Source organism: Janthinobacterium sp. 344, from assembly GCF_900112025.1.
GTDB lineage: Bacteria > Pseudomonadota > Gammaproteobacteria > Burkholderiales > Burkholderiaceae_D > Janthinobacterium.
Genome location: NZ_FOKL01000008.1, coordinates 275,030 through 300,413, shown reverse-complemented (window position 1 = coordinate 300,413; position 25,384 = coordinate 275,030). Strand labels below are relative to the sequence as shown.

20 protein-coding genes are annotated in these 25,384 nt (G+C 62.9%); 13 read left to right on the top strand and 7 right to left on the bottom strand.

The window, feature by feature from the left end:
* On the top strand, positions 1 to 2,220 hold the full coding sequence (locus tag BM193_RS21600; protein WP_092799941.1) for an acylase: 2,220 nt from the start codon (positions 1 to 3) through the stop codon (positions 2,218 to 2,220).
* Positions 2,221 to 2,298: 78 nt separating this feature from the next.
* Here the strand turns inward: BM193_RS21600 and BM193_RS21595 are convergent, their stop codons facing one another.
* Complete coding sequence (locus tag BM193_RS21595; RefSeq protein WP_092799943.1) at positions 2,299 to 3,480, bottom strand: trans-sulfuration enzyme family protein; 1,182 nt, start codon at positions 3,478 to 3,480, stop codon at positions 2,299 to 2,301.
* The gene (locus tag BM193_RS21590; protein WP_092800475.1) at positions 3,477 to 4,856 is read right to left on the bottom strand and encodes a pyridoxal-phosphate dependent enzyme; all 1,380 of its coding nucleotides are present in this window, start codon (positions 4,854 to 4,856) and stop codon (positions 3,477 to 3,479) included. Before BM193_RS21590 ends, BM193_RS21595 begins: the two co-directional genes overlap by 4 nt.
* 307 nt (positions 4,857 to 5,163) lie before the next feature.
* Between BM193_RS21590 and BM193_RS21585 the strand changes: the two genes are divergently transcribed.
* The gene (locus tag BM193_RS21585; protein WP_092799945.1) at positions 5,164 to 5,712 is read left to right on the top strand and encodes a thymidine kinase; all 549 of its coding nucleotides are present in this window, start codon (positions 5,164 to 5,166) and stop codon (positions 5,710 to 5,712) included.
* A gap of 1 nt (position 5,713) precedes the next feature.
* On the opposite strand, the gene BM193_RS21580 is transcribed toward BM193_RS21585, so the two are convergent.
* Positions 5,714 to 5,986: a putative signal transducing protein gene (locus BM193_RS21580; protein WP_070256715.1), complete on the bottom strand. Its 273-nt coding sequence runs from the start codon at positions 5,984 to 5,986 to the stop codon at positions 5,714 to 5,716.
* 49 nt (positions 5,987 to 6,035) lie between these two features.
* Entirely contained in the window at positions 6,036 to 8,006 is a 1,971-nt protein-coding gene (locus BM193_RS21575) for a methyl-accepting chemotaxis protein (protein WP_254786357.1), read from the bottom strand.
* Positions 8,007 to 8,532: 526 nt separating this feature from the next.
* Between BM193_RS21575 and BM193_RS21570 the strand changes: the two genes are divergently transcribed.
* Complete coding sequence (locus tag BM193_RS21570; protein WP_092799947.1) at positions 8,533 to 10,800, top strand: carboxy terminal-processing peptidase; 2,268 nt, start codon at positions 8,533 to 8,535, stop codon at positions 10,798 to 10,800.
* A gap of 198 nt (positions 10,801 to 10,998) precedes the next feature.
* On the opposite strand, the gene BM193_RS21565 is transcribed toward BM193_RS21570, so the two are convergent.
* Positions 10,999 to 11,925, bottom strand: coding sequence for a LysR family transcriptional regulator (locus tag BM193_RS21565; protein WP_092799949.1), 927 nt, complete (start codon positions 11,923 to 11,925; stop codon positions 10,999 to 11,001).
* A gap of 119 nt (positions 11,926 to 12,044) precedes the next feature.
* Here BM193_RS21565 and BM193_RS21560 point away from each other — a divergent pair, with 119 nt between their 5' ends.
* On the top strand, positions 12,045 to 13,271 hold the full coding sequence (locus BM193_RS21560; RefSeq protein ID WP_092799951.1) for an MFS transporter: 1,227 nt from the start codon (positions 12,045 to 12,047) through the stop codon (positions 13,269 to 13,271).
* Positions 13,272 to 13,449: 178 nt separating this feature from the next.
* Here the strand turns inward: BM193_RS21560 and BM193_RS21555 are convergent, their stop codons facing one another.
* Positions 13,450 to 14,103, bottom strand: a complete 654-nt coding sequence (locus BM193_RS21555; RefSeq protein WP_092799953.1) for a pentapeptide repeat-containing protein — start codon at positions 14,101 to 14,103, stop codon at positions 13,450 to 13,452.
* Between the two features lie 338 nt (positions 14,104 to 14,441).
* On the opposite strand from BM193_RS21555, the gene alaC reads away from it, so the two are divergent.
* The 4 genes from alaC to BM193_RS21535 all read left to right on the top strand — a co-directional run bounded on the left by alaC (position 14,442) and on the right by BM193_RS21535 (position 20,931).
* Positions 14,442 to 15,659 (top strand): alanine transaminase, encoded by a 1,218-nt coding sequence (gene alaC, locus BM193_RS21550; protein WP_092799955.1) that lies wholly within the window; start codon positions 14,442 to 14,444, stop codon positions 15,657 to 15,659.
* A 392-nt stretch (positions 15,660 to 16,051) separates the two neighbouring features.
* Complete coding sequence (metE, locus tag BM193_RS21545; protein ID WP_092799957.1) at positions 16,052 to 18,340, top strand: 5-methyltetrahydropteroyltriglutamate--homocysteine S-methyltransferase; 2,289 nt, start codon at positions 16,052 to 16,054, stop codon at positions 18,338 to 18,340.
* Positions 18,341 to 18,595: 255 nt separating this feature from the next.
* Positions 18,596 to 19,102, top strand: a complete 507-nt coding sequence (locus BM193_RS21540; protein WP_092799959.1) for a hypothetical protein — start codon at positions 18,596 to 18,598, stop codon at positions 19,100 to 19,102.
* A gap of 239 nt (positions 19,103 to 19,341) precedes the next feature.
* On the top strand, positions 19,342 to 20,931 hold the full coding sequence (locus BM193_RS21535; RefSeq protein WP_092799961.1) for an aspartate:alanine exchanger family transporter: 1,590 nt from the start codon (positions 19,342 to 19,344) through the stop codon (positions 20,929 to 20,931).
* A 195-nt stretch (positions 20,932 to 21,126) separates the two neighbouring features.
* Here the strand turns inward: BM193_RS21535 and BM193_RS28530 are convergent, their stop codons facing one another.
* Positions 21,127 to 21,483: a hypothetical protein gene (locus BM193_RS28530; protein WP_139176242.1), complete on the bottom strand. Its 357-nt coding sequence runs from the start codon at positions 21,481 to 21,483 to the stop codon at positions 21,127 to 21,129.
* Between BM193_RS28530 and BM193_RS21530 the strand changes: the two genes are divergently transcribed.
* The 5 genes from BM193_RS21530 to BM193_RS21510 all read left to right on the top strand — a co-directional run bounded on the left by BM193_RS21530 (position 21,464) and on the right by BM193_RS21510 (position 25,368).
* Positions 21,464 to 21,844, top strand: a complete 381-nt coding sequence (locus BM193_RS21530; protein WP_092799963.1) for a hypothetical protein — start codon at positions 21,464 to 21,466, stop codon at positions 21,842 to 21,844. The genes BM193_RS28530 and BM193_RS21530 overlap by 20 nt on opposite strands.
* A 237-nt stretch (positions 21,845 to 22,081) precedes the next feature.
* Positions 22,082 to 23,272, top strand: coding sequence for an acyl-CoA dehydrogenase family protein (locus BM193_RS21525; protein WP_092799965.1), 1,191 nt, complete (start codon positions 22,082 to 22,084; stop codon positions 23,270 to 23,272).
* Between the two features lie 17 nt (positions 23,273 to 23,289).
* Positions 23,290 to 24,435 carry an acyl-CoA dehydrogenase family protein gene (locus tag BM193_RS21520; RefSeq protein WP_092799967.1) on the top strand — a complete coding sequence of 382 codons (1,146 nt, stop codon included), beginning with the start codon at positions 23,290 to 23,292 and terminating at the stop codon, positions 24,433 to 24,435.
* A complete protein-coding gene (locus BM193_RS21515) occupies positions 24,432 to 24,920 on the top strand; it encodes a MaoC family dehydratase (protein WP_092799969.1) in 489 nt (162 codons plus the stop codon). Before BM193_RS21520 ends, BM193_RS21515 begins: the two co-directional genes overlap by 4 nt.
* On the top strand, positions 24,913 to 25,368 hold the full coding sequence (locus BM193_RS21510; protein ID WP_092799971.1) for a MaoC family dehydratase: 456 nt from the start codon (positions 24,913 to 24,915) through the stop codon (positions 25,366 to 25,368). Before BM193_RS21515 ends, BM193_RS21510 begins: the two co-directional genes overlap by 8 nt.
* The last annotated feature ends 16 nt before the right edge of the window (positions 25,369 to 25,384 follow it).

The following is a 25,384-nucleotide window of genomic DNA, read 5'->3' as shown; positions in this document are numbered from 1 at the left end:
ATGCTGCACAGCCGTACCCTGTTCGCCGCCATCGCCTGCGGCATCGTTGCCAGTGCTCCCGCGCTGGCGGCGCCCGCCGTTGCCGCCGCCGACCTGGCCCGCTGGCAGGCGCAGGCCGCCCACGTCAGCATCGCGCGCGATACCTGGGGCGTGCCCCACGTGACGGGCAAGAGCGATGCGGATGCCGTCTTCGGCCTGATGTACGCGCAGGCGGAAGACGATTTCCCGCGCGTGGAACTCAATTACATCAACGCCATGGGGCGGCTGGCGGAAGTGGAGGGCGAGCGGGAACTGTACCGCGACCTGCGCATGAAGCTTTTTATCGATCCGCTTGAGCTGCAGGCGCAGTACCGCGCCAGCCCGCCGTGGCTGCGCAAGCTGATGGAGGCGTTTGCCGATGGCCTGAATTTTTACCTGGCCACGCACCCGCAGGTGAAACCCCGGCTGATCACGCGCTTCGAGCCGTGGATGGCCCTCAGTTTCAGCGAGGGCAGCATCGGCGGCGACATCGAATCGGTCAACCTGGCGCAGCTCGAAGCGTTCTATGGCCAGCAGGTAAAACCTGCCAAGGTGGCGCTGGCCAGCCTGGAGACGGGCTTGGCGTCCGGGCTGGATCCTGAACCGAGCGGTTCGAACGGCTTCGCCATCGCGCCCGCCATCACGAAAAACGGCCATGCGCTCTTGATGATCAACCCGCATACCTCGTTCTACTTCCGCCCCGAAGTGCACGTCACCAGCGGCGAAGGCCTGAACGCGTATGGCGCCGTCACCTGGGGCCAGTTCTTCGTCTACCAGGGTTTCAATGAGCGCGTGGGCTGGATGCATACCTCGGGCGGCGGCGACGTCATCGACGAATACCTGGAAAGCATCGTCGACAAGGATGGTGCCTGGTTCTACCGCTATGACGGCGCGCTGCGGCCCTTGAAAGCCGTGCCCGTCACCTTGCCCTATAAACTGGCCGATGGCGGCATGGGCTCGACAACCATCACCGCCTACTACAGCCATCATGGCCCCATCGTGCGCGCGCACGATGGAAAGTGGGTGGCCGTGCGCCTGATGCATGAACCGCTGAAGGCGCTCACGCAGTCGTACACGCGCACCAAGGCGCGCGATTACGCGGCCTTCTACAAGACCATGGAGCTGCGCACGAATTCGTCGAACAACACGGTGTACGCGGATGCGGATGGCAATATCGCGTATTTTCACGGCAATTTCATCCCCGTGCGCGACCCGCGCTTCAACTGGAAACAGCCTGTCGATGGCAGCGACCCGGCCACCGAGTGGCAGGGATTGCACACGGTGGCGCAAACCATCACCCTGTTCAATCCGAAAAATGGCTGGATCCAGAACACGAATAACTGGCCGTATTCGGCGGCAGGCAGCAACAGCCCGCGCCAGCAGGATTATCCCGCCTACATGTCCGTGTATGGCGAAAACGCGCGCGGCCTGCATGCGGTCAAGGTGTTCCAGAATAAAACAGGTTTTACGCTCGACAGCCTGATCGCCGCTTCCTACGACAGCGAACTGACGGCCTTTGAAACTTTGCTGCCGCCCTTGTTCGCCGCATACGATGCGCTGCCGGCCGGCGCTGCGCAAAGGCCGGCGCTGGCGGAAAAAATCGCGCTGCTGCGGGCCTGGGACTGGCGCTATGCGCTCGACTCCACGGCCACGTCATTGGCCGTGTTCTGGGGCCAGGAACTGGCCGAGCTGGCGGGCAGGCAGGCGAGGGAGCAGGGCGTGCCCGTGGTCGACTTCATGGCCACCGACCAGGTCACGGCGGCGCAGCGCCTGGCCGCGCTGGCGACGGCCGCCGACAAGCTGCAGCGCGATTTTGGCCACTGGCAAACGCCATGGGGCGAGATCAACCGCTTCCAGCGCCTGACGGGCGACGTGGTGCAGCCGTTCGATGATGCCAAGCCCAGCTTGCCCGTGCCTTACGCTTCCGGGAACTGGGGCGCGCTGGCGGCGTATGGCCAGAGCAGCAAGAGCACGACCCGCAGGATTTACGGTGAGCGCGGCAACAGCTTTGTCGCGGCCGTGGAATTCGGCCCCCGCATCAAGGCGAAAAGCATCCTCGCGGGCGGCCAGAGCGGCGACCCGAAGTCGCCGCACTTCAACGACCAGGCGGCCATGTATGCGCGCGGCGAGTTCAAGGAGGTGCTGTTCTATCCCGAGGACGTGGCCCGGCACCTGGAACGCAGGTACCGGCCGGGGGAATAAGGAAACCTACAGCAAAAGCCGGGGTCGTGCCCTCAGGGTACGACCCCGTTAGTTCTGGTCTTGGGTTGATTTGAAATATCAGATCGCGTCGAGTGCCGTGCGCAAGTCATGCCGCAGGTCTTCCAGGTCTTCGATGCCCACCGACAGGCGGATCAAGCCGTCGCCGATGCCCAGTTTTGCCCGCTGTTCGGCGGGAATGCTGGCATGCGTCATCAGGGCCGGGTGCTCGATCAGGCTTTCCACGCCGCCCAGGCTTTCGGCCAGGGCAAATACTTCGCAGCGTTCCAGAAAACGGCGCGCGCCGGCCAGGTCGGTATCGAGGTCGATCGAGATGATGCCGCCAAAACCATCCATCTGGCGCCGCGCCAGCGCGTGCTGCGGGTGCGACGCCAGGCCAGGATAAAACACGGTTTTCACTTCCTTTTGCTGTTCCAGCCACTGCGCCAGTGCCAGGGCACTTTCACAATGGCGCTGCATGCGGATGGCCAGCGTTTTCACGCCGCGCAAGGCCAGAAAGCTGTCGAACGGCCCGGCGATCGCCCCCACCGAATTTTGCAGGAAGCCCAGCTGCTCGCGCCATTCCGCCTGGCGTTCTTCCGCGCCGACGATGGCGATGCCGCCGATGATGTCCGAGTGGCCGTTCAGATACTTGGTGGTCGAGTGCACGACGATGTCGAAACCGTGTTCCAGGGGGCGCTGTACCAGCGGACTGGCAAACGTGTTGTCTGCCACGGCGATGATGCCCCGTTCGCGGCAGATGTCGGCGATCGCGCGCAAGTCGGCCAGTTTCAGCATGGGATTCGTCGGCGTTTCCACCCACACCATCTTCGTTTCCGGGCGCAGCGCGGCCAGCAGGTTCTCGGGATTGGTCAGGTCCACATACGTGAATGCGTGGCCGGCCGAACGGCGGCGCACGCGCTCGAACAAACGGTAAGTGCCGCCGTACATGTCGTCGCCGGCGACGATATGGCTGCCCGCATCCAGCAGTTCCAGCACGGACGAGATGGCGGCCAGGCCCGAGGCGAACGCGAAGGCCGCGCTGCCGCCTTCCAGGTCGGCCACGCAGCGCTCGAGCGCCCAGCGCGTGGGATTGTGCGAGCGGCCGTAATCGAGCCCCTTGTGCACGCCGGGGCTGTCCTGCACGAAGGTGGAGGTCGCGTAAATGGGCGGCATGATGGCGCCCGTCGACGGGTCGGGCGACTGGCCGGCGTGGATGACGCGCGTGGCCAGGTGGCTTTTGCGGGTGGTGTCTTGGCTCAAGATAAAGTCCTGCGTAAATGGTTGAGAAGGTCGAAGCGGGTGATCAGGCCGTAGAACGCGCTGTCGTCGGCGACGACGGCCGTCAAGCCCCGGTCCAGGGTGGCGCGCAGGGCGGGCAGGCCGCTCGATGGCGCCAGGGTTTCGATCTGCGTCGTCATGGTGGCGCCCACCAGGCCGGCGAAATGCGCGGCGTCGCCGGAGACGTGCAGCAGCAGGTCCGATTCGTCGATGATACCCACCAGCTGGCCGCCCTCGATGACGGGCAGCTGCGCCAGGTCGCTGGCGCGCATGCGGTTGAAGGCCGTGAGCAGGGTGTCGCCCGGCGCCACGCTGACGACGTCGCCCTCGTCGTAGCGGCGCCCGATCAGGTCGCGCAAGTCGCCCGACAGGGCGCGCTGTAACAAACCCTGGTCGCGCATCCAGCCGTCGTTGTAGACCTTCGACAGGTAGCGCGTGCCCGTGTCGCAGACGAAGGTGACGACGCGTTTGGGCGTGGTCTGCTCGCGGCAGTACTTGAGGGCGGCGGCCAGCAGGGTGCCCGTGGACGAGCCGCCCAGGATGCCTTCGGCGCGCAGCAGGGCGCGCGCGGAATCAAAACTTTCCTGGTCGCTGATGCTGTAGGCCTTTGTGACGCTGTCCATGTCGGCGATCGAGGGAATGAAATCCTCGCCGATGCCTTCCACGGCCCATGAACCGCTCGTGTCGGACACTTTGCCCGATTCGATGTATTCGGTGAGGATGGAGCCTTGCGGGTCGGCCAGCACGAATTCCAGCTTCGGCTGCGCCTTGCGGAAGTAGCGGGTCAGCCCCGTCAGGGTGCCGGACGAGCCCACGCCGACGACGATGGCGTCCACGTCATGTCCGCTTTGCTCCCAGATTTCCGGGCCCGTGGTGGTTTCGTGGGCCAGCGGATTGGCGGGATTGTTGAACTGGTCGGCGAAGAAGGCGCCCGGCAGTTCGCGCGCCAGGCGCGCCGCGTAATCCTGGTAGTACTCGGGATGGCCCTTGCCCACGTCCGAACGCGTGGTGCGCACGTCGGCGCCCAGGGCTTTCAGGTGCAGCACTTTTTCCGTCGACATCTTGTCGGGCACGACGAGAATTACGCGGTAGCCCTTGATGCGGCCCACCAGCGCCAGGCCGATGCCCGTGTTGCCGGCCGTCGCCTCGATGATGGTGCCGCCCGGCTGCAGACGGCCGTCGGCCTCGGCCGCCTCGATGATGGACAGGCCGATGCGGTCCTTGATGGAACCGCCCGGATTCTGCGATTCCAGTTTCAGGAACAGCTGGCACAGGCCCGTGTCGAGCCTGGTCACTTCGACCAGTGGGGTATTGCCGATCAGCTTGTATAGCGCTGGCGGCGAAGGTGGGGTGGGCATGCGGTCATTCATGGTGGCTCCTGTCAGCGAAACAGCCGCTCCGGATTGTGTCCCGAGCCGCTTTCCGTGCAAAAGGCCGGAGTGTAGGCTGGCGGACCTGGGCTGCGAACGAATGTTTTAATGCTTGCATATGCGGCTTTCGCATATGTCGGGCGGCTTGCATCGTCCCAGTATGCACCGTTTTTCCGCGCTTTGCCTCAGCACTGGCGCATGGATTAAGCTGCCGCAAGCATGCCATTGCGATTTATAATCACGCCTTCAAAAGATACTAAATAGTATTGAATTTACTCAAACAGGGCAGGCGGCAGTGGCAAAACTTTATTTCCGGTATTCCGCGATGAACGCGGGCAAGTCGACGGCCTTGCTGCAAGTCGCACACAACTATGAAGAGCAGGGCCAGCAGGTGCGCCTGTACACGGCCGCCATCGACAGCCGCTATGGCGTGGGCCGCGTCACGTCGCGCCTGGGGCCGCAGCGCCAGGTCGATATTTTCCATGCCGATACCAATTTCCTCGACGAGATTCCCCAGGTGGCCTGCCTGCTGGTGGACGAGGCGCAATTTCTCAGCACGGCCCAGGTGCAGCAGCTGCACCAGCTGGCGCAGGTGAAGGGCGTGCCCGTCATCTGCTACGGCTTGCGCACGGATTTCAAGGGCGAACCGTTCCCCGGCTCGGCCTATCTGCTGGCGCTGGCCGACGATATCGAGGAATTGAAGAATATCTGCACTTGCGGCAAGAAGGCCACGATGAACATCCGCGTGGACGAGCAGGGCCGCCGCATCAAGGAAGGCGAGCAGATCAGTATTGGCGGCAACGAGGCCTACCGCCAGGCGTGCGGGCGCTGTTTCTACTCCTGATTCACTCCGCCACCGGCGCTCCCACGTCGGCATCGTCCGCCAGCGCCAGGTCGCCCCGTTCGAAGGCGGCCAGGATGTCATTCGCGCGCGCCACGTCGTGCTCGCGCACCAGGACGCGGGCGCCGCCGATGGCGGCCGCCAGCAGCATGTCGGCCTGCATGTGCTGGTCGTCCGTCAGCAGCACGTCGATGCCGGCGGCGGCCAGGCAGCCTCGGATCACGTGGGCATCCGTGGGGATCATCAGTCGGGCGATCAAAACGTAGTCGTCATGCATGGGGTCTCCTGGCGCGGTGGATCTTCCCATCTTAGCACCAGGCTTGCATTTACAGCTTGAACACGCCGACCACGCGGGTCAGCTCCTGCGCCTGCTCCTGCAGGGCGTCGGCGGCCGCGGCCGCCTCTTCCACCAGCGCCGCATTCTGCTGGGTCACCTGGTCCATCTGGGCGATGGCCTGGTTGACTTGCTCGATGCCGCTGCGCTGCTCTTCGCTCGCCTGCGCGATCTCGGCCATGATGCCGCTCACTTGCCGCACGCTGGCCACCACCGTGTCCATGGTGGCGCTGGCCTGGCTCACTTGCGCGTGGCCCAGGTCCACCGTGCTGGCCGAGGCCTGGATCAGGTCCTTGATGTCTTTCGCCGCCGCTGTCGAGCGCTGCGCCAGGGTGCGCACCTCGGTGGCGACGACGGCGAAGCCGCGGCCCTGTTCACCGGCACGCGCCGCTTCCACGGCCGCGTTCAGGGCCAGGATATTCGTCTGGAAGGCGATGCCGTCGATGACGCCGATGATGTCGGCGATCTTGCCCGACGAGCTGCGGATGGCATCCATGGTGCTGGCCACCTGGGTCACGGCCGCGCCGCCTTGCGCGGCCAGGCCGGACGATTCCTGCGCCAGGCGGCTGGCCTGCTGCGCATGATCGACGTTCTGGCGCACGGTGGAGCTCAGTTCCTCCATCGAGGCGGCCGTTTCTTCCAGCGAACTGGCTTGCTCTTCCGTGCGGCTCGACAGATCCAGGTTGCCGCTGGCGATTTCGCCGGATGCCGTGGCGATCTGCCCCGCGCTGCCGCGCACCTGGCCCACCACTTGCGACAGCTTGTCGCTGATGAGGTTCATGGCGCGCAGCAGGCGGCCGATTTCATCCAGGCTGCCCGATTCCAGGTGCACCGTCAGGTCGCCGGCGGCGATTTGCGCGGCGGCTGCCTCGGCGGTGGCCAGCGGGCGCGAGACGAGCGCCCGCACCAGCCAGTACAGCAGCAGGGCGAAGACGAGCAGGGCGACGAAGCCGGAAATGGCCAGCTGGTTGCGCAGCTGGCGCGCTTCGGCCGTGATTTCGTCCGTGAAGGTGCCGCCCGCGATGATCCATTGCCAATCCTTGAACTGGCGATAGTACAGCTGCTTTTCGCGCGCGCGGGCAGCCGTTTCACCGGGCGCCGTCCACGTGTAGCGCATGGCGCCGTTCTTTTGCGCCAGCATGTCCTGGATGAACAGACGGCCGTCGCTGGCCTTGAAGTCGAGCGCGCTCTTGCCTTCGCTGTTCGGATGCAGCACCAGGTGGCCGTAATTGGCGCCGGGCGCCGTGTCGACGATATAGATGTAGCCCGTCTGGCCGATCTTGACCTGGCGAATCTTGTCTTTCAACATGGCCAGGTTCTTGCTGATGTCCAGGCCGATGAACAGCACGCCCACCACCTTGCCGCTTGCGTCGCGCACGGGGTCGTACTGCGTGATGTATTGCTTGCCAAACAAGGTGGCCATGCCGACGAAGCGCTGGCCCGCGCGCAGCGGCGCATAGCTGGGGTGGTTGTGGTCGAGCTGAGTGCCGATGGCCCGTTCGCCATCCTGTTTTTTCAGCGAGGTGCTGATGCGCACGAATTCATCGCCATTCGCGGCAAAGATGGTGGCGATCACGCCCGTCTGCGCCGTGTAGCGGTCGACCAGGGCCGTGTCCAGGTTCAAGATCTTGCCGCCGTTGGCCAGCGCCGGCGTGGCCTTGCCGGCCACGGCCACCATGGCGTGCGCGTCGACCGTGAACGGGCCGGGAAATTCGGCCGCGAACAGGCGCGCGAAGCTGGCCGCCTCGTTGACCATGGCCGTATGGAACACTTCGGTCGTCGTCATTACGCTGTTGAGTTCGCTGGTGACGGCCGCTTCGGCGCGCTGTTCCAGCACGCGCGTGGTGGCGATGCTGATCAGCGCCGTCAGGCTGGCGAGGATCAGGCTGACGAGGGCAAACGTGAAAATGGTGATCTTGCCGCCGACACTCCAGTGGCGGGGGGAGAACGAAATTGTAGGCATAGCGGTAAGTGAGTCTGGGAAAGGGTAATCAGCTCGGCCATTCCTGGTCATGACATGACACGCGGGGAGGAGATCTGGTGCGGAGTGCTGTTGAAACGGAGGCGCGACGGCGGTGGGAACGGCGCGCGGGCAAGCTGTATTTCAGGGCGCGATGATAGCATGTCGCTTGCCATTTGTTACTAAGTGTTTCCCGCAAGAATCATTTTTTCGCATAAAAACATCATCGAGATCAAGGATTGCCACTTTCACCCATTGACTTTTTGCATGCCTTGTGAGGCGAGCGCTAATCGTCGCTGGCCAATGATGTGATTTTTTTCACGAATGTTTCACTTTGTAATGAATAAGACGGCGCCTTTAATCCGCGTTTAAGCTTCCGGGAAGAAACTGATCTTCCATGGGAGACTGCCACGCCGTATCCTGTAGAATAATATGCAGACCAGTCGCGTATTCCCCTTACTGTCTTGCTGGCGGGCGCATCCGTAGTTGCGCCGCCTGGAATTGATTTAACTAATTTTCGGAGAAGCCGATGAAGAAGCAAATGATGCTGGTCACCCTGGTGCTTGCCCTGTCAGCCCAAGCTGGCGCAGCCCAGACGGACAAGAGCGCCGCTCCTCCGCCCCCCATGAAGCCGCTGGCCCAGCAAACGCAGGCCGCCTTGTGGGCGTCGCGCGTCCTGACGCGCGTCCATTACAAAGCCATGCCGCTTGACGATGCGATGTCGGAAAAGATTTTCGACCGCTACTTCAAGTCGCTCGATGCGGAAAAACTGTTCTTCGTGCAAGCCGACATCGACCGTTTCGCGCCGCTGCGCACCAAGCTCGACGACGCCATCATCAATGAAGACCTGACGGCGCCGTTCGCCATCTACAATCTGTACCAGCAGCGCTTCGACGAGCGTATGGCGTATGCGCGTGAATTGCTGAAAACCAAATTCGATTTCACGGCCGACGAGAGCTACCAGATCGACCGCGAAAAGGCCGCCTGGCCGAAGAACGACGAGGAAGTGCGCGACCTGTGGCGCAAGCGCGTCAAGAATGACTGGCTGCGCCTGAAGCTGGCGGGCAAGGAAGACAAGGCCATCCGCGAGACGCTGGACAAGCGCTATGAAAGCTACACGACCCGCTCGCGCAAGCTCAACAGCGAAGACGTGTTCCAGATTTTCATGAATGCGTATGCCATGTCGATCGAGCCGCACACCAATTACCTGGGTCCGCGTGCCTCGGAAAACTTTGACATCGCCATGCGCCTGTCGCTGGAAGGCATCGGCGCCGTCTTGCAGACGCGCGACGAATACACGGTGGTGCGCGAAGTCGTGCCGGGCAGCCCGGCCGGCTTGTCGGGCAAGCTGAAAGTGGGCGACCGCATCGTCGGCGTGGGCCAGGGCGAAAGCGGCCCCATCACGGAAGTGCTGGGCATGCGCATCGATGACGTCGTGCAGCTGATCCGTGGCGCCAAGGATTCCACCGTGCGCCTGGACATCCTGCCAGCCGACGCGGGTCCCGATGCCAAGCACGTCATCGTGCCGCTGGTGCGCAAGAAAATCAGCATGGAAGAGCAGGCGGCGAAGAAATCGATCATCGAAGTGCGCGACGGCGGCATCAAGCGCCGCATCGGCGTCATTTCGCTGCCGACCTTCTACCAGGACTTCGAAGCGCGCCGCCGTGGCGACAAGGATTTCAAGAGCGCCACGCGCGACGTCAGCCGTTTGCTGGCCGAATTGAAGAAGGATAAGGTGGACAACGTCCTCATCGACTTGCGCAACAACGGCGGCGGGTCGCTGAACGAAGCCGTCGAGCTGACGGGCCTGTTCATCGACAAGGGTCCGGTGGTGATGCAGCGTAATGCCGAAGGCAAGGTCGACGTGGAAAGCGACACCAACGCGGGCCTGGCCTGGGATGGTCCGATGGGCGTGCTGATCAACCGTGGTTCCGCTTCCGCCTCCGAGATTTTCGCTGCCGCCATCCAGGATTACGGCCGTGGCGTGATCATCGGCGAAGGCAGCTTCGGCAAGGGGACCGTGCAAACCTTGTTCAGTCTCGACCGTTTCGGCGGCAGCGAGAAGGCCCGCTTCGGCGAGCTGAAGATGACCATCGCGCAGTTCTTCCGCATTAATGGCGGCACCACGCAATTGCGCGGCGTCACGCCGGACATCAAGCTGCCGGCCATGTCGGACACGGATAACTTCGGCGAGTCGAGCTACGACAATGCCTTGCCGTGGGTGTCCATCAAGCCGGCGCCGTACATGCCGACGGGCGACCTGAAGGATATCGTGCCGCTGCTGGACAAGAAGCATGAAGCGCGCGTGGCCAAGGACAAGGATTTCCAGTACTTGCAGGATGACATCGCCCTGGTCGTCAAGCAGCGCAAGGAAAACCAGATTTCGCTGAACGAAGCCGTGCGCCGCAAGGAGCGCGATGCCCAGGAAGCGCGTGCCAAGGCGCGTGAAAAACGCCTGATCGCGCAGATTTCGAATCCGTCCGACGACCTGGTGGTGATTCCTGATCCGAAAGATGTGCTGAAAGGCGCGAAAGCGGCCAGCAAGACGGCCAAGCAGATCGCCGCCGTGAAAGGCGCCTTGCGCACCGACGATGGCTTGCAGGGTGACGAGCGCGCCCTGAGCGCCGAGCTCGATGCCGAGACGGCCGCGAAGAGCGCGAAGGACGTGCTGCTGAACGAATCGGCGCGCATCCTGGCCGACGAAGTGGCGCTGATCAAGGCCGATACCCGCTTGGCGGCTAAGGTCTTGCCATATGCCGCCGATGTCAAGGCGACGCCGGTGGCGGCAGCGAAGTAAGCTTGTTGCAGGGTAAAAAGCCGGTTCCTTGCGGAGCCGGTTTTTTTTCGCCCCGATCAGTTATCCGTATGGCGTATTTCTATCATTCCAACAATCAATTGGATTGATATGCCGCGATGCAGCATAATGCACTTGTCTCCTCTATTCTCCTCCAAGAAAATAGATTCAGCCCGCTCTCGCAGCGGGCTTTTTTTTGCCTCAGATTTGGCGCGGCGGCCATTGCACGTCGGGTTGCGCAGCCAGCAGGGCCGTGATCCAGCCGGCGAATGCCTGCAGCTTGGGCGTGGCCAGGCGGCCTTGCGGCGTCAGCAGCGACATGGGCATCGGCGTGGGCGGATACTCTGCCAGCACGGCCACCAGCGCGCCGCTGTCGAGGTGGGCGCGCACCTGGTACTGCGCCGCCTGCGCCAAACCCAGCCCCTGCAGCGCGCAAGCGACGCTGGCGTCCGCGTCGTTGACGGCGATGGGGCCGGCCATCTGCACGCGCACCACCTCATTGTCTTGTAGAAAATCCCAATCGAAGGCGCGCCCCGTGCGGCCCGAGTAATGCATGATGCCCTGGTGCGCGGCCAGGTCGGCCAGGGTGCGCGGCGTGCCATGTTGCGCCAGGTAAGCGGGCGAGGCGCACGTGACGAAGCGCATCAGGCCGACCTGCCTGCCGATGAAGGCGGAATCCTGCAAGGTGCCCACGCGCAAGGCGCAATCGATGCCTTCCTGCGTCAAGTCCACCAGGCGGTCCGTCAGGCTCAGCTGCAATTGCACGTCCGGCCAGGCGGCGTGGAATTGTGCGATATGCGGTATGACGAGGCGGCGGCCCACCGTATTGGGCAGGTTGACGCGCAGCAGACCGCGCGGCTTTGTCGCTTCCGGCCCCCGAAACGCCAGTTCCGCCGTGTCGACTGCCTTCAGGATGTCGATGCAGTGGCGAAAGTAATCGGCCCCTTCCGGCGTCAGCGACAGGCGGCGCGTGGTTCGCTGCAGCAATTGCGTGCCCAGGTAGGCTTCCAGCTTTTGCAGGGTGGCCGTCAGCGCCGCGCGGGGCAAATTCAAGGTTTCGGCCGCCTTGGAAAAGCTGTTGGCTTCGACGATGCGCACGAAGGTCTGCATGGCCTTGATCTTGTCCATGGGATAGCTTCCGTTTAATTGTTCATTTTATGTGAAAAGTATAAGCGAATTATGCGCTGATTATCTTTGCCCCGGTTTTGCCTAGAATGGCGACATCCCTATCGAACCGAGGAAACAACATGAACAAGGCCTCTTCCCGCGCAGCAGCATCCACTCCCCACGACATTGCGCCCGCCATGGTGCTGCTGCTGGCCATCGCCTCCGGCCTGATCGTCGCCAACCTGTATTACGCGCAGACCCTCGTCGGGCCCATCAGCGCCTCCACGGGCTTGTCGGCCAAGGCGGCCGGGCTGATCGTCACCCTGACGCAGGTGGGCTACACCCTGGGCCTGCTGTTTGTCGTGCCCCTGGCCGACTTGCTGGAAAACCGCCGCCTGATCGTCACGGCCTTGCTGGTGACGGCCACGGCCCTCGTGGTGGCGGCCCTCTCCACGGGCGCCATCGTCTTCCTGGCCGCCGCGCTGGCCATCGGCCTCGGTTCCGTGGCGGCGCAAGTGATCGTGCCGTTTGCCGCCCACCTGTCGCAGGAAGCGACGCGGGGCCAGACGGTGGGCAAGGTCGTCAGTGGCCTGCTGCTGGGCATCATGCTGGCCCGCCCCGTGGCGTCCTTGGTGGCCGCGCACGCCAGCTGGCACGTGGTGTTCGGCGGCGCCGCCGTGCTGATGGTGCTGCTGGCGCTGGTGCTGCGCCGCGCCTTGCCTGTGCGCCAGCCCGTGTCGAGCATGAAATATCCTGCGCTGATGGCGTCCTTGTGGCACTTGCTGCTGGGCACGCCCGTGCTGCGCCGCCGCGCCGCCTATCATGCGGGCTTGTTTGGCGCCTTCAGCCTGTTCTGGACCGTCACGCCGCTGGTGCTGTCCAGCCCCGCGTTCGGCCTGTCGCAAACGGGCATCGCCATCTTTGCCCTCGTGGGCATGGCGGGCGCCGTCGCCTCGCCCATCGCCGGCCGCCTGGCCGATGCGGGCCACACCTTGCCCGCCACGGCCGCCGCGCTGGCGCTGGGCATCGTTGCGTTTGCCTTGCCGATGCTGGCGCCGGAGTCGAAGCACGTGGCGCTGGGCTTGCTGGTGGCGGCGTCCATCGTGCTTGACATGGGCGTGGCGGCCAACCTGGTATTGGGCCAGCGCGCCATCTTCAGCCTGGGCGCGGAAGTGCGGGGCCGTTTGAATGGCCTGTATTTCGCCCTGTTCTTTGCCGGTGGCGCGGCCGGCTCGGCCATCGGCGCCTGGGTGTATGCCAGCTACGGCTGGCCAGCAACCTTGTTGACGGGCATGGCGTTTCCGGGACTGGCCGCGTTGGTGTGGCTGGGAGAATTTTTGCCGCAAGCCACGCGCCGCGCGGCTTGAAACCCTGATGGCAGCTCATTATCACTGATGGGTATTTCTATCATCATGAATATAAAGTGGCGTGATATGCCGCGATGCCGCAAGATGCACTTGTCTCCTCTATCTCCTCCAAGGAAATAGATTCAGCCCGCTTCCATAGCGGGCTTTTTTTTGCCGTTTTACATTAAATCAATACCAATTAGATTACTACGAGATCCAGCGCCCGCATGAAGTTGGCCGCCTGCGCATGCGTGATGACGGCGCCTTTCAGCAACGCAGCTTCGCTCAGCTTGAAACCGTCGATGTCGGCGCCGCGCAGGTCGGCGCCCTGGAACTTCGCCAGTTTGATGGTCGCGTTGCGCAGGCTGCCGCCTTCGAAGACGGCTTCGCGGAAGTCGCAGCCGGCCAGGTAGGCGTCGGAAAAATCCAGCTGCTTCAATATCGCCTTGCGGAACGAGAAGCCGCGCAGGTCGGCGCCCACCAGCAGGCTGTCTTCGAAGGTGAGGCCCAGGTGGGCCACTTCCTCGAACGAGGCGCCCGTCAGCTTGCAGCCACGGTAGGTGGCCGAAGCGAGCTTGGCGCGCCGCCATTTCGTGTTGTTCAGGTCGCAGCCTTCGAAATTCGCGTCGACGGCGTCGACGGATTCGAAATCGGCGCTGCCCGCCCGGCAGCGGCGCCAGGTGCTGCGCGCTAGTTTGCTGGCGAACAAGTTGGTATCGGCAAAGGTGCAGCGTTCAAAGGTGCAGCCCTGCAAGTCGAGGCGCGACAGGTCTTCGCCATCGAAGGCGCAATCGATGAAGTGGCGCGCCGATTGCGCCAGCTGGTCTTCCATGCCGGCGCGGTCCAGGGTCATGCCATTTACTGCTGTGTCGTGTGTTGCCATCCGTCTCATTCCTAAAGTAAAAAACAGGGGAGGGATGGCGCGGCGGGAAAAGGCACGAACCAGAACACCTCCCCGGCTGGTCATAGCCAAGGGTCAGCGCCGTGGGTCCGCGTGGGCGGGAGCATGCCGGACGGTGCCGGGCACTTACCGGGTTACCAACCGGTGCGCTCATTTTCGATCTGGGCGTATTGTAGCGTGTCCGAATCGGCCTTGCCAGTTTCCGCACGCCCGGGTTAGTATCGTCACAGGCGCACTCATTGCGCCAACGTCGCTCGGACGGATCCGGGCGCTTACGTACAGAGATAACCATGACCGACAGCCAAGCTCCGCGCAGCTTTTCGCGCATCAATCGTCTTCCCCCCTACGTTTTCAATATCACCGCCGAACTCAAGATGGCCGCGCGCCGCCGTGGCGAGGACATCATCGACATGTCGATGGGCAATCCCGATGGCGCCACGCCGGCCCACATCGTGGACAAGCTGATCGATACCGTAAAACGCCCCGACACGCATGGCTATTCCGCCTCCAAGGGTATTCCCCGCCTGCGCCGCGCCATTGCCCACTGGTACAAGAAGCGCTACGACGTCGACATCGACCCGGATAGCGAAGCCATCGTCACCATCGGCTCGAAAGAGGGCCTGGCGCACCTGATGCTGGCGACCCTGGACCGGGGCGACACGGTGCTGGTGCCGAACCCCAGCTACCCGATCCACATCTGGGGCGCCGTGATCGCGGGCGCCGACATCCGCTCCGTGCGCATGGGGCCGGGCGTCGATTTCTTTGCCGAACTGGAACGGGCCATCCGCGAAAGCTACCCGAAGCCGAAGATGATGGTGCTGGGTTTCCCGTCGAACCCCACGGCGCAGTGCGTGGAACTGGAATTTTTCGAGCGCGTCGTGGCGCTGGCGAAGCAGCACAATATTTTGGTGGTGCACGATCTGGCGTATGCCGACATCACTTTCGATGGCTGGAAGGCGCCGTCCATCATGCAGGTGCCCGGTGCGCGCGACGTGGCCGTGGAATTTTTCACCATGTCGAAAAGCTACAACATGGCGGGCTGGCGCATCGGCTTCATGGTGGGCAATGCGGAACTGGTGGCGGCCCTGGCGCGCATCAAGAGTTACCACGACTATGGCAGCTTCACGCCGGTGCAAGTGGCGGCCATTGCCGCGCTGGAAGGCGACCAGAGCTGCGTGACGGACATCTGCGCGCAGTACCAGCGCCGCCGCGACGTGCTCGTGAAAGGCTTGCATGAAGCGGGCTGGATGGTGGAAAAGCCGAAGGCGTCGATGTATATCTGGGCGCATATCCCGGAAGCCTACCGCCACCTGGGCTCGCTGGAATTTGCCAAGCTGCTGCTGGAAAAAGCCAGGGTCAGCGTGTCGCCCGGCATCGGCTTCGGCGAATACGGCGATGAATACGTGCGCTTCGCCCTGATCGAAAACGAGGCGCGGGTACGGCAAGCCTTGCGTGGCATCAAGAATATGTTGCGTGCCGGCGACGGGAAAGCGGAAGCGGCAGCATAAAAGTTGCCATATGGAATTGTCTATTGCCCGTAATATCACTGCTGCGTATTTCTGACATCACGAATATAAAGTGGTTTTATATGCTGCAACGCGGCATCATGCATCTGTCTCCTCTATCTTCCTCCAAGGAAATAGATTCAGCCCGCTCCCGCAGCGGGCTTTTTTTTGCCTGCGTTACTGGCCGGTGTATTCACACGGGAGATAAACATGTTTGCAGAGACCATCCTTGCTCTGCCGCACAGTACGCAGCTGCAAGTGGGTTCTTCATGCCTCACCAGCCATTCCGCACGATCATTCCATGAATATTAATAATGGATGTATGAAGTTTTACCATTATTTTTCATGGATGAAACCTCTTATGATGACTCCATACTTCACCAGGAGCCATTACCATGACCGTCACGACACACAATCTGGGCTACCCGCGCATCGGCGCCAAACGCGAACTGAAATTCGCCCTGGAAGACTACTGGAAGGGCCAAAGCAGCCTGGACGCGCTGGAAGGCCAGGGCGCCGAGTTGCGCCAGCGCCACTGGCAAGACCAGTACGGACTGGACTTCGCGCCCGTGGGCGACTTTTCCTTCTATGACCAGGTGCTGGACCTGAGTTTTACGCTGGGTAACCTGCCGCAGCGCGTGCGCGGCCTGGCAGGTGCCGCGCTCGACAATTATTTTCGCGTGGCCCGTGGCCGCTCGGCCAGCGACAGCGATTGCAGCTGCGTCCATGCCGGCGAAATGACGAAATGGTTCGACACCAATTACCACTACATCGTGCCGGAATTTTCGGCCGAGACGCAATTCAAGCTCGACAGCAGCCGCTTGCTGCGGCAATTGGCGCAAGCGCGCCAGCTCGGCGTGAAATCCAAGCCCGTGCTGATCGGCCCTGTCACCTATTTGTGGCTGGGCAAGGCCAAGGATGATTCCGACAAGCTGGCGCTGCTGCAAGGCTTGCTGCCTGTCTACGTGCAATTGCTGCAGGAACTGGCCGCGCAAGGCGTGGAATGGGTGCAGATCGATGAGCCGATACTCGTCACGGAACTCGACGGTGCCTGGCGGCAGGCGCTGGTGACGGCTTACGAGGCCTTGAGCAAGGTCAAGCACGTCAAATTGCTGCTGGCCACGTATTTCGGCAAGCTGCAAGACAATTTGCCGCTGGCGTGCAAGCTGCCCGTGCAAGGCTTGCACCTGGACGCGATCAATGCCCGCGACGAAGTAGAGCAGGTGATCGCGCAATTGCCAACGTCCAGCGTGCTGTCGCTGGGCGTGGTGAATGGCCGCAATATCTGGAAGACGGATTTGATGGAAGTACTGGCGTGGCTGGAACCCGTGCACGCCAGCCTGCAAGACCGGCTGTGGATCGCCCCGTCGTGCTCGCTGCTGCACGTGCCGGTGGACCTGGACAGCGAGCAACAGCTCGATGCCGATATCCGTTCCTGGCTGGCCTTCGCCCGCCAGAAGCTCGATGAGGTGCACACCATCGCCGGCGCCCTGAATAAGGGCCGCGCCGCCGTGCAGGCAGCGCTCGATGCCAATCATGCCGCCGTGCAAGCGCGCCGCCAGTCGAGCCGCGTGCACAATCCGGCAGTGAAAGCGGCCGTGGCCCTCATCGATGCCAGCCTGGGCCAGCGCGCCAGCGCTTATGCGGAGCGTGCCGTCAAGCAAGCTGCGCTGTTGCAACTGCCGCTGTATCCGACGACGACCATCGGGTCCTTCCCGCAGACGGCGGAAATCCGCCAGGCGCGCAGCCAGTTCCGCAACGGCCAGCTGGACGAAGCCAGCTATAAAAAGCTGATGCAGGCGGAAATCGCCCATTGCGTCAGGGAACAGGAAGCGCTGGGCCTGGACGTCTTCGTGCACGGCGAGGCGGAACGCAACGACATGGTGGAATACTTCGGCGAACAGCTGGACGGCTACGCCTTCAGCCAGTTCGGCTGGGTGCAATCGTACGGTTCGCGCTGCGTCAAGCCGCCCATTCTGTTTGGCGACATCAGCCGCCCGCGCGCCATGACGGTCGAGTGGAGCACCTACGCCCAGTCGCTGACGGACAAGCCGATGAAGGGCATGCTGACGGGCCCCGTCACCATCCTGAACTGGTCTTTCGTGCGCGACGACCAGCCCCGTTCCGTCTCGTGCCACCAGCTGGCGCTGGCCATGCGCGCCGAAGTGCGGGACCTGGAACGGGCCGGTATCCGCGTGATCCAGATCGACGAGGCGGCCTTGCGCGAAGGCTTGCCACTGCGCCAGTCGCAATGGGCAGACTACCTGCGCTGGGCCGTGGAATCGTTCCGCATCACGGCCAATGGCGTGGCGGACGAGACGCAGATCCACACGCATATGTGCTATTCGGCATTCAACGACATCATCGCGCAGATCGCCGGCATGGATGCGGACGTCATCACGATCGAAACCTCGCGTTCCGACATGGCATTGCTGGACGCCTTCGACGATTTTAATTACCCGAACGAAATCGGCCCCGGCGTCTACGATATTCACTCGCCCAACATTCCAAGCCAGGAACAGATGGTCAAGCTGATGCGCAAGGCGGCCGAGCGCATTCCTGCGCGGCGCCTGTGGGTCAATCCCGACTGCGGCCTGAAGACGCGCGGCTGGAAAGAAGTCATTCCCGCGCTGGCGAATATGGTGGCGGCAGCGAAAACCTTGCGTGGCGATAACGTTGTCTAAGGGGCAGGAAGAGGGCGGGGAGTCAGGTATGGCTGAGATATAGAACAATCATATTTCTGTCATCACAACATGCAATTGGATAATGATGCTGCGATGCGGCATCATTCACCTGTCTCCTCTATCTCCTCCAAGGAAATAGATTCAGCCCGCTCCTGCAGCGGGCTTTTTTTTTGCCGTGGCGCCTTATCGGGCGGGCTACCACCGCTGCATCGCTTAAGATCCCCTTGCTTGACCAACATATAAGGAGACAAGTTGATGATGCCTTTGTTGCGCGCCGTGGGCATGCTGGCGCTGATGGCGCTCGGTGCCTGTTCGGCGCAACAGCACCCGCTTGAGCGCCATTTGGCCCAGCTGCGTCCGGTCACGATCGCAGCGTTGCCAGACATGGGGTGGCCAGCGGGCACTGTGCTGTGCCCGCTGGGTCTTTATCAGAGCGAGCTGAGCGACTCCGCGCCGCAGGCGGATCGCGTGAATGCGTTCCTGAAGCAAAAGCAATTTCTGGGGGATGAAGGCCACTGGTCGCTCATCGTCGTCAAGCCGCAGCCAGCGGAAAACGCCGGTGCCGGTATCGAGCAACTGTTTTTCAAGCGTGCCGATTATGACGTGATCAATGAGCCGCAACGCATCGCGCGCGATGCGCGGACCTTGCCAGCGCGGTTTACGCCACAGGCTTGCGTTACCGTGGAGCAGGCCCGCGTGCTGGTGACGCGTGAACCAGGATCGCAGCGACGACGCGTCATTTTTGGCACGGCCCGGACGTGATATTGATAGAACATATTTCTATCATCACAACATAGAATTGGATGAATATGCTGCAATGCGCCATCATTGCACCTGTCTCCTCTACTTCCTCACAGGAAATAGATTCAGCCCGCTCCCGCAGCGGGCTTTTTTTTGCCTGGATTTTCGTGGGAGAGCCGCGCGCGCTTGCTGGTCATCCTCGCCATCGTGTTGCTTTTGTGCATGCTAAACTGTGTTGTCCCCAGAATAAGGTTGTCCCGATGCTAGAACTCTTCCGCCATACCCTGGAGTCGTCGCCGATCCTGGCCTTGTTCCTCGTCATTGGCGCCGGGTATGCGCTGGGGCGTGTCAGCGTGTTCGGTTTTTCGCTGGGCGTGGGCGGCGTGCTGTTTGCCGGGCTGGCGCTGGGTGCGTTTGCGCCTGCTTCCGTGCCGCCGCCGCTGGTCGGCTCCATCGGCTTGCTGTTATTTCTATATGGCATCGGCGTGCAATACGGCACGCAGTTTTTTGCCGGCTTGCGCGGCGCGGGCCAAAAGCATAATCTGATCGCTTTCGTGGCCGTCATGGGCGGCCTGGCCGTCTCCATCTGGGGCGGGCAGTGGATCGACATTTCCCTGCGCATGGCCAGCGGCGTGTTTGCCGGCGCCATGACCAGCACGGCCGCCCTGCAGGCGGCGCTGGAAGCGTCGCACGGCAATGGCGACGCGGCCGTCGGCTATGCCGTCGCGTACCCGTTTGGCGTCGTCGGCCCGATGCTGGGCCTGTACCTGGCCGGGCGCATCTTGAAACCCGTGCTGGCGCCGCCGCCCGCGCCCATCATCGTGTCGGAAATCACCATCGACGAAGCCCGCCTGGCGGGCGCCACCCTGTCCGAACTGGCCGACGGCCCATTGGCCGGCGTGCAAGTGATCGGCGTGCGCCAGGGACACCAGAACCGCTTGCCCGACCCCTCCATGGTGATCGGCGTGGGCGACGCCGTGATGGTGTCAGGCACGGTCGAGGGCGTGGAAGCGGCGCGCACGGCGCTGGGCCATCTGGATCCGGGGCGGCTGATGAAGGACCGCAGCGATTTCGATGGCAATGAAGTGTTTGTGTCGGATGCGGAAATCGTCGGCGTGCCGCTGGGGGAACTGAACCTGTCCAAGGATTTTCCCCTGCAGATCGCCTTCATCCGCCGCGGCGACGCCATGATCCTGCCGCACCCGTATTTGACCCTGGAATTCGGCGACCGGGTGATGGCGATCGCGCCGGCGAAACACGCGGCCGACGTGCGCAAGCTGTTCGGCAACTCCATCACGGCCACGGCCGAGTTCAGCTATGTCTCGCTGGGCATGGGCATGGTGCTGGGCGTGCTGCTGGGGCTGGTGCCGATTCCCTTGCCGTGGATCGGCTCGTTCAGCCTGGGCCTGGCCGGCGGTCCGCTGGTGATGGCGCTCATCCTGGGGCGCCTGGGCCGTATCGGCAAGGTCAGCTGGCGCTTGCCGCTGTCGGCCAACCTGGTGATGCGCAACTATGGCTTGACGATTTTTCTCGCCTCCGTCGGCATGGCGTCCGGCCTGCCTTTCGTGCAGCAAGTGGGCGCCGACGGCTTGCCCATGCTGGCGCTGGGCGCCGTGACGGTGCTGGTGGTGGTGGCCCTCGTCGTGATCCTCGGCAAAGTCTTCCTGCGCCTGCCATTTCCCGAATTGCTCGGTATCGCGGCCGGCGCCACGGGCAACCCGGCCGTGCTGGTGTTCGCCAACCGCCTGGCCAAGTCGGACCGCCCGAACCTGGGCTACGCGATGATCTTCCCCAGCATGACCATCGTCAAGATCGTTGCCGTGCAGGTGCTGCTGCATCTGTACGGCTGATGGCGGCCATCGGTTGACATTTGCGTCAACGTGACAATGTGAGAGTATTTCTTCCTGGTAATTCGTTAAGCTCTGGGGCCGCATTCCGCGGGAACCGCTCAAGCAGCTGGACGGGCGGCTGGCGTCACTGATAGAGGAAAGAAATTGATGAGGAATAATGTATGCCTGGCAGCCGCAGTTTTCGTCTCGTTTATTTCAGGATGCACTGAATCCTCGCCTGGGAAGACCCCGGAAGAAATTGAAAAAATTGCGTTTGATTGCGGCGCGACCAAGGCTCAAACTGAGGCATGGTTTGCAACGCATAAAACCGGTTGGGCGGAGCACGTCGCCGAGGGCGTCAAGTGCATTCAGGAGCACCCGTAGCAGCGCGATCAGCTTCCCGGCGCACTCATGCTGGCCATGATTTTTTCGGCTATCGATCGACAATAAAGCAGTAAATACCGACACACGTGGGCTGGGCTCCTTGGCGCTTCGACTAACGGCCAAAAGCAGGCTGCAATGAACACCTACTGAAGGAATAAATTTGCCACCGATGCGTTTCTTCATCTTCATTGTGGTTTCATTGCTCGTCTTCATCGGCATCCTGCGCTGGACCTTGCGCGCCAGGCCGGTGATGCCGAGCGCTGGCCTCACGTGCGGCATTGCTTTCATCGTCGTCGTTGTCGGCATGTGTTTTGCCAAGTTCGGTGCGACCGCCGGGTTTCCATGGCCGCTCTACTATGGCCTCCCGGCCGCCGCAACACTGGCGCTTCCGCCGCTGGCCTTCCGCATGCGGCGCATTGAATTCGCCTGGTATGTGCTGCTGGCCTTTGCCTCGTCGCCGGCAATCCACGCAGTCTTCTCGTTCTTCGTGGGGTGGCATGAGTACATGCCATTCTGGCCGATACCCTCACTGCGGGATATGCGCTCCTGACTGTGTCGCGACGCTATGGCGGCTGTGTCTGCCATGGCCATCGGGCATGCGCTCACGGCTCGCCGCCTGCGGCGGCTGGCCCATTCCAGTCAACGCCCTTTCCTCGCCAGCCTTGGTAAATCCCCTGGCGCCGCTCCCATTCTGTTGTACAATCCTTGAGAACGGTCGTGCTTTTTTGTGCGCTGAGCTTCCTTGCGTGCAGGCATCACGGCAACTCATAAGAACAAGGAGACAGACATGGACCTGCATTACACGGCCGGGGAGACGGCTTTCCGCGAGACGGTGCGCGCCTTCCTCGACACCCATCTGCCGGCGGACTTGCAGCGCAAGGTGCGCCAGCATCTGCGCCTGAACCGCGACGATTACGTGCGCTGGCACAAGATTGTCGCCAAGCAGGGCTGGGCCGCGCCGGCCTGGCCCGTCGAATACGGCGGCACGGGCTGGACGGCCGTGCAGCGCCACATCTGGGAGGACGAATGCGCGCGCGCCGCCACGCCCCCCATCCTGCCGTTCGGCGTCAACATGGTGGCGCCCGTCATCATGGCCTTCGCCAGCGCCGAACAAAAAGCATACTATCTGCCGCGCATCTTGAATTGCGACGACTGGTGGTGCCAGGGCTATTCCGAGCCCGGCGCCGGCTCCGACCTGGCCTCGCTGAAAACCACGGCCGAGCGCGACGGCGACCATTACATCGTCAACGGCCAGAAAACCTGGACCACCCTGGGCCAGCATGCGGACATGATCTTTTGCCTGGTGCGCACGGACAGCACGGTGCGCAAGCAGGAAGGCATCAGCTTCTTGCTGATCGACATGAAAACGCCGGGCATCACCGTCCGCCCCATCATCATGCTCGATGAAGAGCATGAAGTGAACGAAGTCTTCTTTGACAACGTGCGCGTGCCCGTCAGCAATCTGGTCGGCCAGGAAAACAAGGGCTGGACTTATGCCAAGTATCTGCTGGGCCACGAGCGCACGGGCATCGCCGCCGTGGGCCGCTCCAAGCGCGAATTGACGTTCCTCAAGCAGCTGGCCATGCAGCAGACCAAGCGCGGCGCGCCGCTGCTGCACGATCCCGCGTTCGCCGCCAAGGTCGCCCACCTGGAAATCGAATTGATGGCGCTGGAAATGACGGTTCTGCGCGTCATCAGCGAAGAGGGCAAGGGGCCGGGACCGCAGGCGTCCATGCTGAAGGTGCGGGGCTCGGAACTGCAGCAGCAACTGACGGAACTGATGGTGGAAGCCATCGGCCCGCAAGCCTTGCCCTTCGACCCCGCTTATCTCGATGGCGGCGCGGCGCATAGCGCCGGCGGCGACGACCTGGCCGCGCCCCTGGCAGCGTATTACTTCAATTACCGCAAGACATCGATCTATGGCGGCTCGAATGAAATCCAGAAAAACATCATCACGCAGATGATCCTGGGCCTGTAAGGCGAGAAGGAGACGACATGGACTTTCAATTTAATCAGGAACAGCAACAATTTGCCGACGCGCTCCGGCGCTGGGTCGACAAGGATTACCCGTTTGAAACGCGCAAGCAGATCGTCCATTCGGCCACGGGCGTCTCAAGCGCCGCCTGGGCTACATTGGCCGAGCTGGGCATGACGGCCTTGCCGCTGCCGGCCGGCGCGGGCGGCTTCGACGGCACGGCCGTCGACATGCTGCTGGTGATGCAGGAACTGGGCCGTGGCCTGGTGGTCGAACCGTATTTTGCCACCGTGCTGGGCGCGCGCTTTTTGACCCTGGCGGGCGGCCACGATGCGGTGCTGGAACAAGTTGCCGGCGGCAGCCTGAAACTGGCTTGCGCGCTGGGCGAACGCCAGTCGCGCCACGATTTACATGACATCGCCACCACGGCGGCAAGCCGAGGCGACGGCTTCGTGCTGGACGGCGAGAAAACCGTCGTGATCCATGGCGCGCAGGCCGATTCCCTGATCGTGTCGGCGCGCAGCGGCGGCCGTCAGGATGCTACGGAGGGCATCTCGCTGTTCCTCGTGCCTGTGGATGCGCCGGGCGTTTCCGTGCGCGACTACCGCACCATCGATGGCCAGCGCGCCGCCACCGTCACCCTCGTGCAAGTGGTGCTGGGGCATGACGCGCTGGTCGGACAAAAGGGGCAGGGCTGGCCCGTGCTGGACGCGGCGCTCGACTATGGCGCCGCCTTGCTGTGCGCGGAAGCCGTGGGCGCCATGGACGCCCTCTTTGCCGCCACGCTGGAATACTTGAAAACGCGCCAGCAGTTCGGCGCGCCCATCGGCAAGTTCCAGGCCTTGCAGCACCGCATGGCGGACATGTTCATTCACGTCGAGCAAGCCCGCTCAATGGCCATGCTGGCCGCCGCCAAGGTCGACAGCGAGGACGCGGCGGAGCGCCGCCGCACGGTGTCCGCCGCCAAGGCGCGGGTGGGACTGGCCGCCACCTTTGTCGGCCAGCAAGCCGTGCAATTGCACGGCGGCATGGGCGTGACCGATGAATTGCCCGCCGCCCACCATTTCAAGCGCCTGTCCATGATCGCCCTGACCCTGGGCGACGTGGAGCACCACATCGAGCGCTTTATCGCCCAGCCGGGCTTCTTGCCGACGGAGACCGCATGACCGCATTGACCGGAATCAGCCCCAAGCACTGGTATTTCGAAGACTTTACGCAAGGCCTGGAAATCGACTTGGGCCAGCGCCACGTGAGCGAACAGGAAATCATCGCCTTCGCCACGGATTTCGACCCGCAACCATTCCACGTCGACCACGCGGCGGCGGAAAAGACCATCTTCCAGGGCGTCATCGCCAGCGGCTGGCATACGTGCGGCATGATGATGCGCCTGGTGGTGGACAATCTGCTCAGGCATTCGTCCAGCATGGGCTCGCCCGGCCTGGACAGCATCCGCTGGCTCAAGCCCGTGCGCGCGGGCGACACCCTGCAGCTGACGTATCAGGTGAAGGAAGTGCGCCCGTCCAACAGCAAGCCGGACCGCGGCATCGTCATTTCCGTCTGGAGCGTGCGCAACCAGCATGGCGAGCTGGTGACGACGGTAGAGGGCATGGGCATGTTCGGCCGCCGCCCGGCGGGAGAGCAGCATGCGTGACATCGCCGGCATCGCCGGTTTCCAGGCCCTGGCGGGGCAGCACGTGGCCGTCTCCGACTGGCTGACCATCACCCAGCAGCGCATCGACACGTTCGCCGATGCCACCGACGACCATCAGTGGATCCACGTGGACGCCGAGCGCTGCACGGGCGAGTCGCCGTATGGCTGCACGGTGGCGCACGGTTTCCTGACCTTGTCGCTGTTGCCCGCCATGCTGGCGGGAGCGTTGAATATGGCCGGCATCCGCATGGCCATCAATTACGGCTTGAACAAGGTGCGCTTTCCCGCGCCCGTGCCCGTGGGCAGCCGCCTGCGCGCGCGCCTCGACATACTTTCCGTGGAAGACTTGCCGGCGGGGGCGCAGGTAAACTGGGCCGTGACCATGGAGAGGGAAGGCGACCCGAAACCCGTGTGCGTGGCGGAGTTTCTGATGCGCTGCTATCCGTAATCCTTCCACGTCAATA